10 protein-coding genes are annotated in these 13,457 nt (G+C 43.6%); 8 read left to right on the forward strand and 2 right to left on the reverse strand.

Annotation, left to right across the window (positions count from 1 at the left end; translation table 11 throughout):
* Positions 1-45 precede the first annotated feature (45 nt).
* The 3 genes from DV702_RS15700 to DV702_RS15710 all read left to right on the forward strand — a co-directional run bounded on the left by DV702_RS15700 (position 46) and on the right by DV702_RS15710 (position 2,728).
* On the forward strand, positions 46-1,353 hold the full coding sequence (locus DV702_RS15700) for an alpha/beta hydrolase family protein (protein WP_114925601.1): 1,308 nt from the start codon (positions 46-48) through the stop codon (positions 1,351-1,353).
* Between the two features lie 126 nt (positions 1,354-1,479).
* Positions 1,480-2,007 (forward strand): sigma-70 family RNA polymerase sigma factor, encoded by a 528-nt coding sequence (locus tag DV702_RS15705; RefSeq protein WP_114925602.1) that lies wholly within the window; start codon positions 1,480-1,482, stop codon positions 2,005-2,007.
* Entirely contained in the window at positions 2,000-2,728 is a 729-nt protein-coding gene (locus DV702_RS15710) for a hypothetical protein (RefSeq protein ID WP_114925603.1), read from the forward strand. The genes DV702_RS15705 and DV702_RS15710 overlap by 8 nt, the downstream gene beginning before the upstream one ends.
* Positions 2,729-2,731: 3 nt before the next feature.
* Here DV702_RS15710 and DV702_RS15715 read toward each other — a convergent pair whose 3' ends face one another.
* The gene (locus DV702_RS15715) at positions 2,732-4,210 is read right to left on the reverse strand and encodes an MDR family MFS transporter (RefSeq protein WP_114925604.1); all 1,479 of its coding nucleotides are present in this window, start codon (positions 4,208-4,210) and stop codon (positions 2,732-2,734) included.
* Positions 4,211-4,372: 162 nt separating this feature from the next.
* Here DV702_RS15715 and DV702_RS15720 point away from each other — a divergent pair, with 162 nt between their 5' ends.
* Positions 4,373-6,445: a beta-propeller domain-containing protein gene (locus tag DV702_RS15720; RefSeq protein WP_162805838.1), complete on the forward strand. Its 2,073-nt coding sequence runs from the start codon at positions 4,373-4,375 to the stop codon at positions 6,443-6,445.
* Positions 6,446-6,482: 37 nt separating this feature from the next.
* Entirely contained in the window at positions 6,483-6,620 is a 138-nt protein-coding gene (locus tag DV702_RS16950) for a hypothetical protein (RefSeq protein ID WP_162805839.1), read from the forward strand.
* Between the two features lie 132 nt (positions 6,621-6,752).
* Here DV702_RS16950 and DV702_RS15725 read toward each other — a convergent pair whose 3' ends face one another.
* The gene (locus DV702_RS15725) at positions 6,753-8,405 is read right to left on the reverse strand and encodes a sensor domain-containing protein (protein WP_114925606.1); all 1,653 of its coding nucleotides are present in this window, start codon (positions 8,403-8,405) and stop codon (positions 6,753-6,755) included.
* Positions 8,406-8,533: 128 nt separating this feature from the next.
* Between DV702_RS15725 and DV702_RS15730 the strand changes: the two genes are divergently transcribed.
* From DV702_RS15730 to DV702_RS15740, 3 genes are read left to right on the forward strand one after another with little or no spacing between them, the layout of a single operon-like run.
* Positions 8,534-9,481: a DMT family transporter gene (locus tag DV702_RS15730; protein ID WP_114925607.1), complete on the forward strand. Its 948-nt coding sequence runs from the start codon at positions 8,534-8,536 to the stop codon at positions 9,479-9,481.
* A gap of 39 nt (positions 9,482-9,520) precedes the next feature.
* Entirely contained in the window at positions 9,521-11,242 is a 1,722-nt protein-coding gene (locus DV702_RS15735) for an ABC transporter ATP-binding protein (protein WP_114925608.1), read from the forward strand.
* A complete protein-coding gene (locus DV702_RS15740; RefSeq protein WP_114925609.1) occupies positions 11,239-13,050 on the forward strand; it encodes an ABC transporter ATP-binding protein in 1,812 nt (603 codons plus the stop codon). The genes DV702_RS15735 and DV702_RS15740 overlap by 4 nt, the downstream gene beginning before the upstream one ends.
* Positions 13,051-13,457: the final 407 nt, after the last annotated feature.

Consider the following 13,457-nt stretch of genomic DNA (forward strand, 5'->3'; position numbering starts at 1 on the left):
CTCGCCTGTTATACTTCATATAGGATCATCACAGGAGGAATGAATATGAAAAGATGGAATATTTATTTTTGTCTAGTGACAAGTATGTTACTAGTCATTGCAGGCTGCAGCGGAAAAAAAGAACAAGAGCCTGAACGTAATACGGAAGAGGTGGAATCGTTGAAGCCGATTGAAGGTATATGGAATGGTTCTATTGAAGTTCCTGGGCAACCGCTTCCAATCATTCTTTCATTCGATGGGATGGGCGGAACAATCAGTATTCCAGTGCAAGGGTTACAAGATTACAAGCTGACAAGCGTGACGGTAGATGAATCCAAAGTATTTTTTGATATGAATCTTCAGGGGCAGCATATCACATTCGATGGCAACGTAGCGCAAGACCGAATGACCGGGACATTTACACAGCAAGGACAGTCATTTCCTTTTGAATTAACGAAAGGAAGCGCAGAAGAAGTGGTGGAAACAGGAGAAGTTGTGCAAGTAGAAGTAGAAAATGGTTCACTCGATGGTCTGTTGGAAATGCCCGAAGGAACAGAGCCGTTTCCGCTCATGGTCATCATTGCAGGATCGGGTCCTACAGATCATGACGGCAATTCATTGGCGTTGCCGGGGAAAAATAATAGCCTGAAAATGCTTGCAGAAGAGTTAGCGGCAGAAGGTGTGGCGACGATCCGCTATGATAAACGTGGAGTCGGTGTAAATGCAACGCTCGCCGGCAAAGAAGAGGATTTGCGATTCCGTCACTTTATTGATGATGCCGCGGCGTTGGTAAAGTATGCTAAAAAAGATCCGCGTTTTTCGACGGTCGGCATTATAGGTCATAGTGAAGGTTCATTACTAGGAATGGTGGCGGCTAGGCAATCGGATGCGGATACGTTTATTTCCATTGCAGGAGCTGGCCAGCCGATTGACCAAGTTCTCCTAACGCAACTACAGGCACAAGTACCAGAAAATGTGCGTAAAGAAGCTACTGCGATTTTAGAAGCGTTGAAACGAGGAGAAAAAGTAAAAACCGTAAGTGCGGAGTTGCAGGGCCTTTTCAGATTATCAGTTCAACCGTATATGATGTCTTGGTTAGCTTTTGATCCAGTTGAAGAGGTGAAGAAACTCCAAATTCCCGTCCTTTTAGTGAATGGCGACCGCGATATTCAAGTACCTGTGGAAGAAGCTGCGCGATTGCATGAAGCGAAACAGGATGCCGAATTACTTATAGTGAACCGCATGAATCATATTCTCAAGGAATCACCGGAAGATCGAGAAGCGAATATGGCAACCTACAGCAATCCAGATCTTCCTTTAGCGAAAGGTCTCATAGAGGGGATCATCGGATTTTTAGAAGTAGGAAAGGAATAGTTGATTGTACAAAAGAAGCATTTCACGCACGTGAGAAATGCTTCTTTTCTTTCTGCCAGCTTCTTTCACGTAAATGGGTCATAACTCGTTCCACAGTCGTCTAATTAATGAAAGGAGGCGAGAGATATGTCACATGACGATGCGTTAGATAAAAAAAACTTGCTTGCTTCATTCGTTCGAGAGTACGGAGACGATCTCAAGCGAATTGCCTATTTATATACGCATGATCTGGTCGAAAGTGAAGATATCGTGCAGGAGGTGCTGATCAAATGTTATACCCAACTCGATCATTTCCGTCATGAATCAAGCTATAAAACATGGCTGATCCGCATGACGATTAATCAATGCAAAGACTTTACAAAACGTTGGAGTGTTAGAAATATATTCTATCGACAAGAGATACCTGATAGACAAGACTTGGACCTTACAGAAAACATATACATACAAAAAGAGACAGCCGATGAGATGTTGCTCGTACTTGCAAAGCTGCCGTCCAAATACAAAGAAGTGCTCATTCTTTATTATTATGAGGAGTTGACGATGATAGAAATTAGTGAAGTGCTGGCGATCAAACATAATACGGTGAAATCAAGATTGTTAAGAGGAAGGAATCTTTTAAAAGATAAATTGGAAAGGAGTGACTGGAATGGATGAATTCGAAAAGAAACTGGCACAAGAGATGAAAAGGAAAGTGGAGGGGATAACATTGTCCGAACGAGAAAAAGACCGAATATATAAAGCGGTCAATCGTCCCAATCGACAACCCGTTAAGCGGAAATACACCGCCTGGTCTATAGCCGTTGCTGCAGTCGTCCTATTTCTTGTATTGTTACTGCCGCTATTATCAGATCAAAAACATGAGACAGGTATGAATACAGCTTCAAACTCTTCAGTAGAAGATCAGCAAGAATTAACTGCACGAACAGAAGTAAATGAAGGTGATTTCATCTATCGTCTCGTCAGTGAAAAAGATCATTATACTGAAGGGGAGCCTGTGAATATTTATGCAGAATTAGAATATATAGGGGCTGAAAAAGAAGTAGAAATCAATCATGGCAGTTCACCCTTTTTCTTTCCTATGACTGAAACAACGAGAAACTATGAAATAGAATATGGCGTGACTATGCCATTCGTGCGTACGTTTCTTGAGCAAGGGGTACCGTTACGGCAGACGACTACTGGTGGAGGAAGCTATTCTGAGCATTCTAAAGAAGAATATAAAAATTTTATGAAACGAGTGATGCGACAAGATTATCCGAGCGGACATTATATAGTCAATGGAGCGGTCAAATTCACGTTAGCAGGTGAAAAAGAAGTCGAATATATGATAGAAGCACAAATAGAATTCACTATAGATAAAAACAAGCGTAGCTGAGAATCACTTCTCAACTGCGCTTGTTTTAATGGAATCATCATCCAGTGGTGTTGCCCGATAGACGCGGAATGCTAAGAAAACAGCGACAATCGACATCGCAAAAGCAATGAAATACACAAGTTCCACTCCGGCAACCAATGCCAAATTCGCTGTTGCAGGATCCGTCGGTGTCGCAGAGCTTTCTAGGAAGTGCAATTGTCTGGCGTTCATAATGCTGATGAACACGGACACACCAATGGCCCCGGCGACAGGTTGCAACGTTGACATAACGGCTGTTCCGTGGGGATACAATCGTTTCGGCAATTGATTTAATCCATTCGTTTCAGCTGGCATCATAATAGCAGACACCGTCAACATGAGTAAAATATAGCTACAAACTACGACCCAAACAGGCGTCTCCATCGTTAAACGACTCATCATAAACATCGTGGCACTTAATACGATACTAGATGGGATCATCAGCACACGAGGCCCGAATTTATCAAATAAATGCCCCATGAATGGCGACATAATACCGTTTAAAATACTTCCCGGCAATAATACCAATCCAGCAGTTGCGGCGGTAAGTGCGAGAGGGCCTTGCATATAAACTGGCAAAATAATTTCAGACGCAAACATCGCCATAATGATAATTACAAACATAAGAACAGCATGCGTAAACATCGGGTAGCGGAATACGCGTAAATCCATGACGGGATCTGTTAGCTTGACTTGTCTTCTGGCAAAAAGAATAATACCAATCACTCCTGCACCGATGAACAGCAAAACTACTGGATTGGCGAACCCGTTGGCACTTTCCCCGACCGAACTGAATCCATAGACGAGCGACCCAAAACCAATAGTCGAGAAGATCAATGATACATAATCGATTTTCGGCTTCGTAAGTTCCGACACATTGACTAAGTATTTAGTACCGAAAGCGATAGAGAATAAAGCGAATGGAATGACAAGGATGAACAAATAACGCCATCCTAAATATTCAACGATAATCCCGGACAATGTCGGACCGATAGCAGGAGCAAACATGATCACCAGTCCGATCAACCCCATAATTTTTCCACGCCGGTGAGGAGGATAAATGAGTAAGAAGACATTGAAAATGATCGGCATAAGCAAGCCTGTTCCAACTGCTTGAATCAAACGTCCCGTCAATAAAACCGCAAACGAAGGAGCACTGGCAGCGACGATCGTTCCGATAGTAAATACCGTCATCGTCCCGATAAACAATTGACGCGTCGTAAACCACTGAAGCAGTAAAGCCGACACAGGAATGACAACCGCCATGACGAGCATGAAACCCGTCGCCATCCATTGCACAGCAGGCAGGGAGATCGCAAATTCATCCATTAATGTAACGAGTGCGATATTGAGTAATGTTTCATTTAAAATAGCAAAAAATGCGCCAATAATAAGTGTCAACATGATCGGCAGCACTTTAACATTCGGGTTGTCTGCTAAGTATTCATAACGCTTTTCTTCCATCTGAAACCCTCTTTCATCGTGTATATGAAGTATAAGTATAATGGCTTTCCGACCTATTGCAAACTTCCAGCGTACAACGAATTATTTTCCTCTTCCGATTGTAACTAAATAAGGAAAGATCAGTCTACTCCTATAACATCACAAAAGGAGAGGATGATTCACATGAAGAGACGCACTGCCATTCTACTCGTCGCGATTGTAGCTGTCATCGGGCTGGCGAGCTTTCTACTTTGGCCAAAAGTGGGGATTACATCTGCAAATACTATACTTGCAGGTCAACCGCACACTGTCCACTTTTCAGCAGCAAGTACAGTAGACATCGCCAAGTTCTACGTTACGGACGAACAAAAGAAAAAAGTGTCTGCAAACGTCTCATACGGTTCAGATCAAAAATCTGTCACGATAGAAGAGCTGCCACCAGGAACGTATCGATTGCACGTGCCGACAAATAGTTTCGGCGGGTGGAAACGCGCAACAAAATCTGCAGTTTCATTCCAAGTGATAGAATCCGTAAAGCCGGTCGCTTCCCTCAAAGAAATTGAAACATTTTTTGCACAGACGAAGAAACGGGAGTCGTTGTTTAACAGAAGTGAAACTACGAACGAGTCTGTCTCTGAAGACAAAGCATCAGCTGAAGGAAGCACTAGTTATTCCGAAACGAATCAGCAAGTCGAAGGAGTCGATGAAGCGGACAGTGCCGTGACGGATGGCAAGTATATTTATGATATTACCAATTACGAAGAACTAGTCATCACAGATATCCGCAGCTCCACACATCTACAAAAAGCTAGCGTCATCAAGTTTGATGGTCAATTTTATCCGAGAGAGTTGTATATAGACGATGAGTTGCTAGTCGTCATCGGCTCTGCACAGTCCCAGTCACCCGATACGATGGTATCAAACCGCATGATGCCAATGCCGGAACTATCGGCGATCCGTGTCTATGATGTGACAGACAAAACAAAGCCGATCTTATTACGGGAAGCAGGAGTGGAAGGATATATCGTCGGAACACGAAAAATCAATCAGTTCGTCTATATGATTACGACCCACCAACCGAAGTACTGGTCAAATGACTCGCCAAAAGGAGACGAATATATTCCAAACGTGTTCGATTCCACAATAAATCAGACGCCGACACGAATGGAATTAGACCAAATCTCGATCTTACCAGGCGCAATGGAACCTTCTTATTCTATTATTACGGCACTAGATATTCATTCGCAAGACGAAGGAAGTGTACAGACGAAAGCGTATTTAGGCAGTGGTGAACAATTATATATGTCAAAAGAACATATTTACTTAACTGCTACAGCCTATCAAGAAGCAAGAAATTACATGGCAGGCACGAGCGAAGTGTTCAAGTTTTCCATGGACGGGACAACGATCCACTTCCAGCAGGCAGCCAAACTAAAAGGAACGATTTTAAACCAATTTTCCATGGATGAGCATGACGGATATTTCCGGGTGGTCACAACAGAAGGCAATCTATGGGATGAAAAGAACATCGCAAAAAATCATTTATTCATTTTAGATCGTCAAATGAAACTAGTCGGCTCAGTCGAAAACTTAGCAGTCAAAGAACGAATTTATTCCGCACGCTTCATGGGAGACAAAGCATATATGGTGACATTCCGCGAGACGGATCCATTGTTTGTGATGGACGTCAGTGATCCAAGCAACCCAACTGTGTTAGGAGAATTAAAAATTCCTGGATTCAGCAACTATTTACATCCGCTCGATGAAAGCCATCTCATCGGTTTTGGTTATGAGACTGTCGCGAGGAAAAATCCACAGGGCGGGGAACCGATCATTCAAACGCGCGGCATGAAAATTTCATTATTTGACGTGACGGACTTTGCGAATCCGAAAGAACAGGCATTTGAAATCATCGGTGGCTCAGGTACTTATTCATCGATCCAACACGATCACCATGCATTATTCACGCATCCTGCAAAAAGTCTCTACGGCTTTCCAATCACTGTCTACCAGCAAGTCAAAGGTGACGACATGCTCACAATGGAAGCCTCTGGAGCTATGATCTATGAGATTACCACGACTGGCATCCGCCAAGTTGCTGATCTGACCCATGCAATCTCCCACGATTACATGGACTGGGAAACCGAAGTCCAGCGTCTGCTCTACAGCCGCGACACCCTCTTCACCGTCGCAGCAGGAGAAATAAAAAGCTATGACCTGAATGGGTTTGTCGAACGGAGTACATTGAAGAAATAAATTACCTACTAGCGTGGAGCATCCGTCCTTGTGATGGATGCCCGCGCTCATAGAAGTATCGCTACCGCTCATAGCCCTCGCGCCCGCGCTCATAGAAGAGTCACATCCGCTCATAGCCCTCGCGCCCGCGCTCATAGAAGAGTCACATCCACTCATAGAATCCCCACCAACATAAAAATATTGTATTTCCACCTCCCGTACAGTAAGCTGTAAGAAACGGGCAAGTGTAGTCCGATTACCTATAGGAACGAAAAAATGGAGCCCTTTCTATCTGAAAGGAGCTCCATCTAATTTGAGTGGGCTAGTTTTAATGAATATCGATCTGATCTGCGGGTAGGGGCATGCCGATGTAGTGACCTTGGACGGCGTCAATCCCCATTTCTTTCAATAAATTAAATTGATCTTCATTGACGACGCCTTCTGCGACCGTGTACAAGTTCATTTTCTTAGAAAGTTGGATAATGCCTTCTACTAGCTTTTGTGTTTTAGGATTAGTCAGCAACACGTCTGTAAAGATGCGGTCAATCTTGATGCTGGTAACAGGTAAGTGCTGCAAATAGCGCAACGATGCATAGCCGGAACCGAAGTCGTCTAATGTAAATTGCATGCCAAGTTTTTGAAGTTCAGACATTTGAGAGAGGACAGATTGCTCTTCCTCCGCCTTGAGTGCGAACTTTTCTGTGAACTCCAAGTACACTTTGTTTGCCGGACAGCCTGTATCGTTTAAGATGGAGATTAGACGGTCTTTCCATTGCGGATTCAACGACTCCCGTACAGAGGAGTTAATGGAAACACTCATATCCGAACCACAACGGTGCCATTTCGTTGCAAAAGTCATAGCTTCTTCTGCTACGTAGGCGCCGACTTCTTCAATTAATCCATTTTCTTCTGCGATGGGGATCAATTCATCTGGACTAATGACGCCCAGTTCGTCATCTTCCCAGCGGACTAACGCTTCGTAGCAATTGATGCTGTTGCTTGCGATATCCAGTTGGGGTTGATAGGCAACATGCAGTGAATTTCGATCCAGCGCAGTCAACATTTTTCGGTCAATTTCGAGACGGCGATTCAATGTTTTATGAGATGCGGCTGAAAGGGAAGCGATCCGGCCGCCACCTGAGCTAACAACTTCATCAGCTGCTGCGAGAGCGACTTGATATAATTGCACATACGTTTGTTGGTCTTCTGGAAAACGTACAATCCCTCCACTGATCGAAAGCGTTTGGGCATTATGACTCAAGTAAATGGGTTGTTGCTTTAGAAAATCATAGAACCCTTGAATATACCAGTCTCCAAAAGCAGTCAGCACAACGAAACTATTCGTATCAATGCGCGCAATCGGACTGTCTTGGAAATAACGTTTAAGTCGATTAGTGAATTCCTGAATCAATTGTGTCTCCGATTCCGCAGATTGTAGTTCTTTCATCGTATAATAATGATCGATTGTCAAATAAACAAATGAAAAATGAAGTCCCTTTTCTATCGATTCATAGACTACTTGTTCTAACTTGTGGCGACTCATTAACCCTGTTTCCACATCAATAAAAGCAATTTCACCTAACTTTTCTTGCAATCGGATATCTTCTGTAATATCTAGTTCCAAGAAAAGTGCGGATTCCAATTCCCCATTATCGGAAGTGGTAGGCACAGCCAACATATTTACGAAAAATGGATGACCGTCGCGAGACATCTTTTCTACTTTTCCTGACCAAGACTTGCCTATTAATAAACGATCCCAAATGGTGTTGATGACTTCTTGGTTTTCTGATCGATCCGAAAACATTTGCCAAATGGATTTGCCGATGATTCGTTTCGGAGTCCAATGACTGACTGCTAAATAATTTTGATTGGCATAGGTTATTAGTCCTTCACCATCTGTGTGGATGACTAATTGAAATTTATCGAGACTATTGACTAATGAAGTATGTTCTTTAGTTACAGGCAGATCGAGAGTGTTCATTAGAGAATGCTCCTTTCATGTTCTACTATATAACTATTATAAGGGAAAATAGGATTGTGTCTATATCATAAGTGTGAATTTTATACTATATGAAAATAAGTTAGCAATTTAGTTAGGGGTGATGGACCATGTTGCGTCTGAAAGGAATAATGATGATTGTTGTAGGCTCTATGTTATGGGGGGCAACAGGACCTATGATGGAGTGGATTTTACTGCATAGTGAAATGTCTGTATCGATGATGTTAATCTTACGTCTGACGATTGCGGGTGCAGCCGTTCTATTATTATTAAAGACAAAAGGCATACAAGTGGGACGTCCGATGAGACAAAAATTATGGTTGCGTAAAATGATCGCATTTGGAGTAGTCGGTATGCTAGGTGTACAGTTTGGATTCGTTCAGACTATTGCGCATAGCGACGCTGTAGTAGCTACTCTTTTCCAATTCGTCGCCCCTGTATATATTATTATTTTATTGTCCATAACTCAAAGAACCTTTCCGCCGGGCGGACAAGTGATCGGGATGATTGTCGCACTGTTCGGTTTGATTTTATTATTGACGAACGGTTCATTTTCCAGTATTTCTTTGAACACTACCGCTATTGTGTGGGGGATAGTCGTAGGATTCGCTTTTACATTTTATACATTATACCCCGTCGTGTTAATGGCGGAGTGGGGTGTGCTATTAGTCGTTGGATGGGGAATGTTCATCGGCGGGGTGACGTTGTTCATAATTAATTTGCCGATGTTTTTCATGAATTTGGCAGTATTACTCAATGGACCAGCAATGGGTATGTTGCTTCTAGTCATTATTATGGGGACGCTCGCTTTCATATTGTTCCTGCAAAGTATGACGTATATTTCACCCGTGGAGACGAGTGTGTTGTCGAGCTTTGAACCGTTAACCGCGATGGTCGTTTCTGTCGTGTGGCTTGGACAAATGATGGGGATTTGGCAAATTAGCGGAGCAATCATCATGTTGCTCGGAGTCGTGTGGCTATCAATCGGAGGCAATAGAAAGAAGAAAACCGTCGCACCGCCCGACCCGATCCAACAATATGAACCGTATGATGTGTAGCAGTGAAAAATGATCGACAGCAAAATAGAGGTGAGTAAAATGAAAACGGTCTTCCGTTACGCATTACCATATAAATGGCCTATGTTCATTGCCATTTTGTTAATGTTGCTGGAATTATCAGTCGAACTGATCCAGCCATTGCTGATCGGTAAAATTATAGATGAAGGGATTATGAAAGAAGACCTGCGTATGGTCGGTCTATGGGGGCTGGTCATGATGGGACTGGCTTTCGTCGCCCTGTTTTCAGGTGTGGTCAATTCCTATTTTGCTGCACATGCGGCTCAAAGTTTCGGCTTTGATCTGCGCCAGGCGTTGTTTACTAGGGTGCAGGAATTCACACTCACAGCGTTCTTGAAATTCCCGACTTCCAGTTTGATCACGCGTTTGACGAGTGATGTGACGCTTGTACAAAACGCGCTTTTCATGGGATTGCGTATTATGGCGAGAGCTCCTTTGCTCGTGTTGGGGAGTTTAGTAATGGCTTTCGTAGTAAATCCGGAGATAGCTGTTTTCCTATTGGCGGGTGCTCCGTTTTTAGTTATATTTCTTTTTGTAATGGCACGTAAGGGGGTTCGGTTGTTCGGAATCGTCCAAAGCCGCTTAGACTCAGTCAACCGGCTCGTACAGGAAAACTTGCAGGCTGTCCGTCTGATTAAAGCTTATTTGCGCGGAGCTTTTGAAACGAGCCGATTTTCAAAAGTAGCACAAGCACTAAAAACAGATAGTGTCCATGCGATGCGTCTAATGGAACTCATTTTACCTGTGCTGTTATTTATTATGAACGCAAGCTTTATGGCGGTGTTATGGTTCGGCGCTAAAGAAGTAAGAACTAGCGCGATGCCGGTAGGAGATGTCGTAGCGATCGTCAACTATGCGATGCGAATGACGAGTGCATTTTCCATGTTTTCCTTTCTGATCGTCATTTTTTCTCGAGCGCAGGCATCTTCTGAACGGATGGGAGAAATTTTGCGCGCAGACGATGAATTAGAGAAGCTTGAAACAGAAGAAGTCGTTCCGGACGGTGCTGCTTCTGTTCGTTTTGACGACGTGTCATTCAAGTATCCAAGGACGACAGATTATGTAGTGAAAGACTTGTCGTTTACAGTGAAGGCTGGAGAAAAGCTTGTTATTATGGGGGCTACGGGATCCGGGAAGTCTACGATGCTACAGCTACTTCCGAGGATGTTCGATGCGACGGAAGGGAATGTCCTCATTGATAATAAAAAAGTGGACGACTGGTCATTGGATAGATTGCGGAAAATGATTGGCTATGTGCCGCAACAATCCATGCTTTTCACAGGAACCATTGCTGAAAATCTAGCCTGGGGCAAACAAGGAGCGAGCATGAAGGAGATTGAACGCGCTGCTGAAAAAGCACAGATTCATTCGTCCATTATGCATTTCAATGAAGGGTACGCTACACGTGTCGGCCAAAAAGGTGTCAATTTATCTGGCGGTCAAAAACAGCGCCTGTCAATTGCACGCGCCTTATTGCGAAAACCAGCCATTTTATTATTAGATGATAGTACGAGTGCGCTTGATGTAAAGACGGAACAGGCGCTATGGAGTGCACTTGCAGATGAAGAAACGACGATGTTGATCGTCACGCAAAAGATTCAAACGGCTCAAATTGCAGATGCGATTCTCCTGTTGGACGATGGGGAAATGGTCGGTTACGGAACGCATGAAGATCTGCTGAAAACGTCTTCCTTCTATCGGGAAATAGCCGATTCGCAACAATGGGAAGAGGTGAAGATATGACTCGTTTCAATAAGCCATTTGGTTATGACCCCATTATTAAAAAAGAAGATCTACGTAAAGTGAATAGAAAAAAAGTCCAAAAAGCGAGTCAATGGCAGTCAGTCCTGTTGCGTTTATGGCGGCTGATTGATCAGCAACGCGGCTTACTGGTCATAGTGTTTTTTCTAGTATTTGCAAGTTCAGCTCTCGCATTACTCGGTCCTTTATTAATTGGAAATATTATTGACCACTATATGATTCCGAAAAAAGCAGATGGACTGAGTACACAAATTATGTGGCTTCTTGCTGTGTACGCAGGTTTTTCACTGGCAACTTATTTTCAGAACTACTGGATGGTAGGGATTGCGCAGCAGACGATTTACCGTTTACGGACGCAACTGTTTGGACATTTACAAAAGCTGCCTATCCGTTTTTTTGATAAGCGACAACATGGTGAATTAATGAGTCGTGTAACGAATGACATCGAAAACGTCAGTCAAACGTTGAATTCTTCGTTGATTCAAGTGTTTTCCAGTGTGCTGACATTGGCGGGAACCGTCACGATTATGCTGTATTTAAGTCCATTATTAACATTGATCACGATGAGTATTGTGCCGTTAATGTTCATGGCGATGCGCTGGATTACGCGGCGGACTGGGATTCTGTTTAAAGAACAGCAACGTGCCATCGGTCAATTAAATGGCATGATTGAGGAAACTGTCTCAGGGCAGCGTGTCGTAAAAGCATTTTCCCAGGAACAAACTGTAGTAGAAGAGTTTGCAGAGAAGAGTGAAAGGTTGCGTCATACCGGCTTTTGGGCACAAACGTATTCAGGATTTATTCCGAAAGTGATGAATACATTAAATAACTTAGCATTCGCGATTGTCGCAGGTATAGGTGGTCTGCTGGCGATTTCAGGTGCGAGCGCTGTGACGGTCGGAACGATTGTCATATTCAGTGAGTATGCTAGACAATTCACGCGGCCTCTTAATGATTTGGCGAATCAATTTAACACGGTCCTATCCGCTATCGCAGGTGCGGAACGTGTCTTTGCGATTATGGACGAACCTATAGAAAAAGATGAAGCAAAAGCTCAGTCTCGTCGGTTGCTAGGAGATGTCGTGTTTCGAAATGTATCATTCGGGTACGACGGGGAACCGACGATCCGTGCTATAAGTTTTCATGTGAAACCAGGTGAAACAGCTGCTTTCGTAGGAGCGACAGGAGCGGGGAAGACAACGATTATGCAATTGCTATCCCGGTTTTATGAAGTGGACAGCGGACAAATTGTATTGGACGGTATAGCGATTGAAGAATTGCCGCGTCAAACGGTTCGTAGTCAAATGGCATTTGTATTGCAAGATCCTTTCTTATTTGAAGCGACTGTCCGAGAGAATATCCGGTATGGTCGTCTAGACGCAACCGATGAAGAGGTCGAGGCTGCGGCGAAAAAAGCGAATGCCGACACTTTTATAAAGAAGTTATCGAGTGGCTACGATACGGTTTTGACAGCAGGAGGAGAAGAAATTTCGCAAGGCCAAAAACAATTGCTTTCCATCGCCCGCGCGCTCGTAGCGGATCCGACCCTGCTGTTGCTCGACGAAGCGACTAGCAGTATCGACACCGTCACTGAGCTTGCGATTCAGGAGGCACTTGATCGGCTAATGGAAGGAAGAACGAGCTTCGTCATCGCGCATCGGTTGAATACGATAAGAAAAGCAGATAAAATTTTCGTCCTCGCTGATGGGGAAGTGGTGGAGTCAGGTAATCACGATGAACTATTCCAAAAGAAAGGTCTTTTTTATGAAATGCTAAATAAGATTGAATAATTGATTTATACAAACAAGCCTGTTGATTAACTATATTATGTATAATTCATTTATTTAAAAGCGAGTTTCACTATGGCGAATGGATGGAGTGTGGCGGACTTGAAGTGTCTTGCGGCTTGCGCTTCCAGACGATACGCGGCGAACTCTCAAGCGCTGCGAGTTACGCCTGTCAGTGCAAAGATGTGCTCCTTCTTGCTGCGCACTTTTGGCGAGTCCGCCGCGTCCCCTCAGGAAAGCGTCCGGTTCTGCAGGGAGAATCCTCACACGCACACTTATTTTCTGCACGAACACCAACCTCTACAAATCTTTGTAAAAAACACCTCATTTTCAAATATCAATTCCTTTCTTTAGATAATCAAGAAGCTTACTACACACACTAAAAAATGCATGAAGAATTCACTCTTCAT

Source organism: Sporosarcina sp. PTS2304, from assembly GCF_003351785.1.
Taxonomy (GTDB): Bacteria; Bacillota; Bacilli; order Bacillales_A; family Planococcaceae; genus Sporosarcina.

Excerpts from the sequence above, each read along its gene's own strand:
- DV702_RS15700 (WP_114925601.1), top strand. The coding sequence starts at position 46 with ATGAAAAGATGGAATATTTATTTTTGTCTAGTGACAAGTATGTTACTA.
- DV702_RS15705 (WP_114925602.1), top strand. The coding sequence starts at position 1,480 with ATGTCACATGACGATGCGTTAGATAAAAAAAACTTGCTTGCTTCATTC.
- DV702_RS15710 (WP_114925603.1), top strand. The coding sequence starts at position 2,000 with ATGGATGAATTCGAAAAGAAACTGGCACAAGAGATGAAAAGGAAAGTG.
- DV702_RS15715 (WP_114925604.1), bottom strand. The coding sequence starts at position 4,210 with ATGGAAGAAAAGCGTTATGAATACTTAGCAGACAACCCGAATGTTAAA.
- DV702_RS15720 (WP_162805838.1), top strand. The coding sequence starts at position 4,373 with ATGAAGAGACGCACTGCCATTCTACTCGTCGCGATTGTAGCTGTCATC.
- DV702_RS16950 (WP_162805839.1), top strand. The coding sequence starts at position 6,483 with ATGCCCGCGCTCATAGAAGTATCGCTACCGCTCATAGCCCTCGCGCCC.
- DV702_RS15725 (WP_114925606.1), bottom strand. The coding sequence starts at position 8,405 with ATGAACACTCTCGATCTGCCTGTAACTAAAGAACATACTTCATTAGTC.
- DV702_RS15730 (WP_114925607.1), top strand. The coding sequence starts at position 8,534 with ATGTTGCGTCTGAAAGGAATAATGATGATTGTTGTAGGCTCTATGTTA.
- DV702_RS15735 (WP_114925608.1), top strand. The coding sequence starts at position 9,521 with ATGAAAACGGTCTTCCGTTACGCATTACCATATAAATGGCCTATGTTC.
- DV702_RS15740 (WP_114925609.1), top strand. The coding sequence starts at position 11,239 with ATGACTCGTTTCAATAAGCCATTTGGTTATGACCCCATTATTAAAAAA.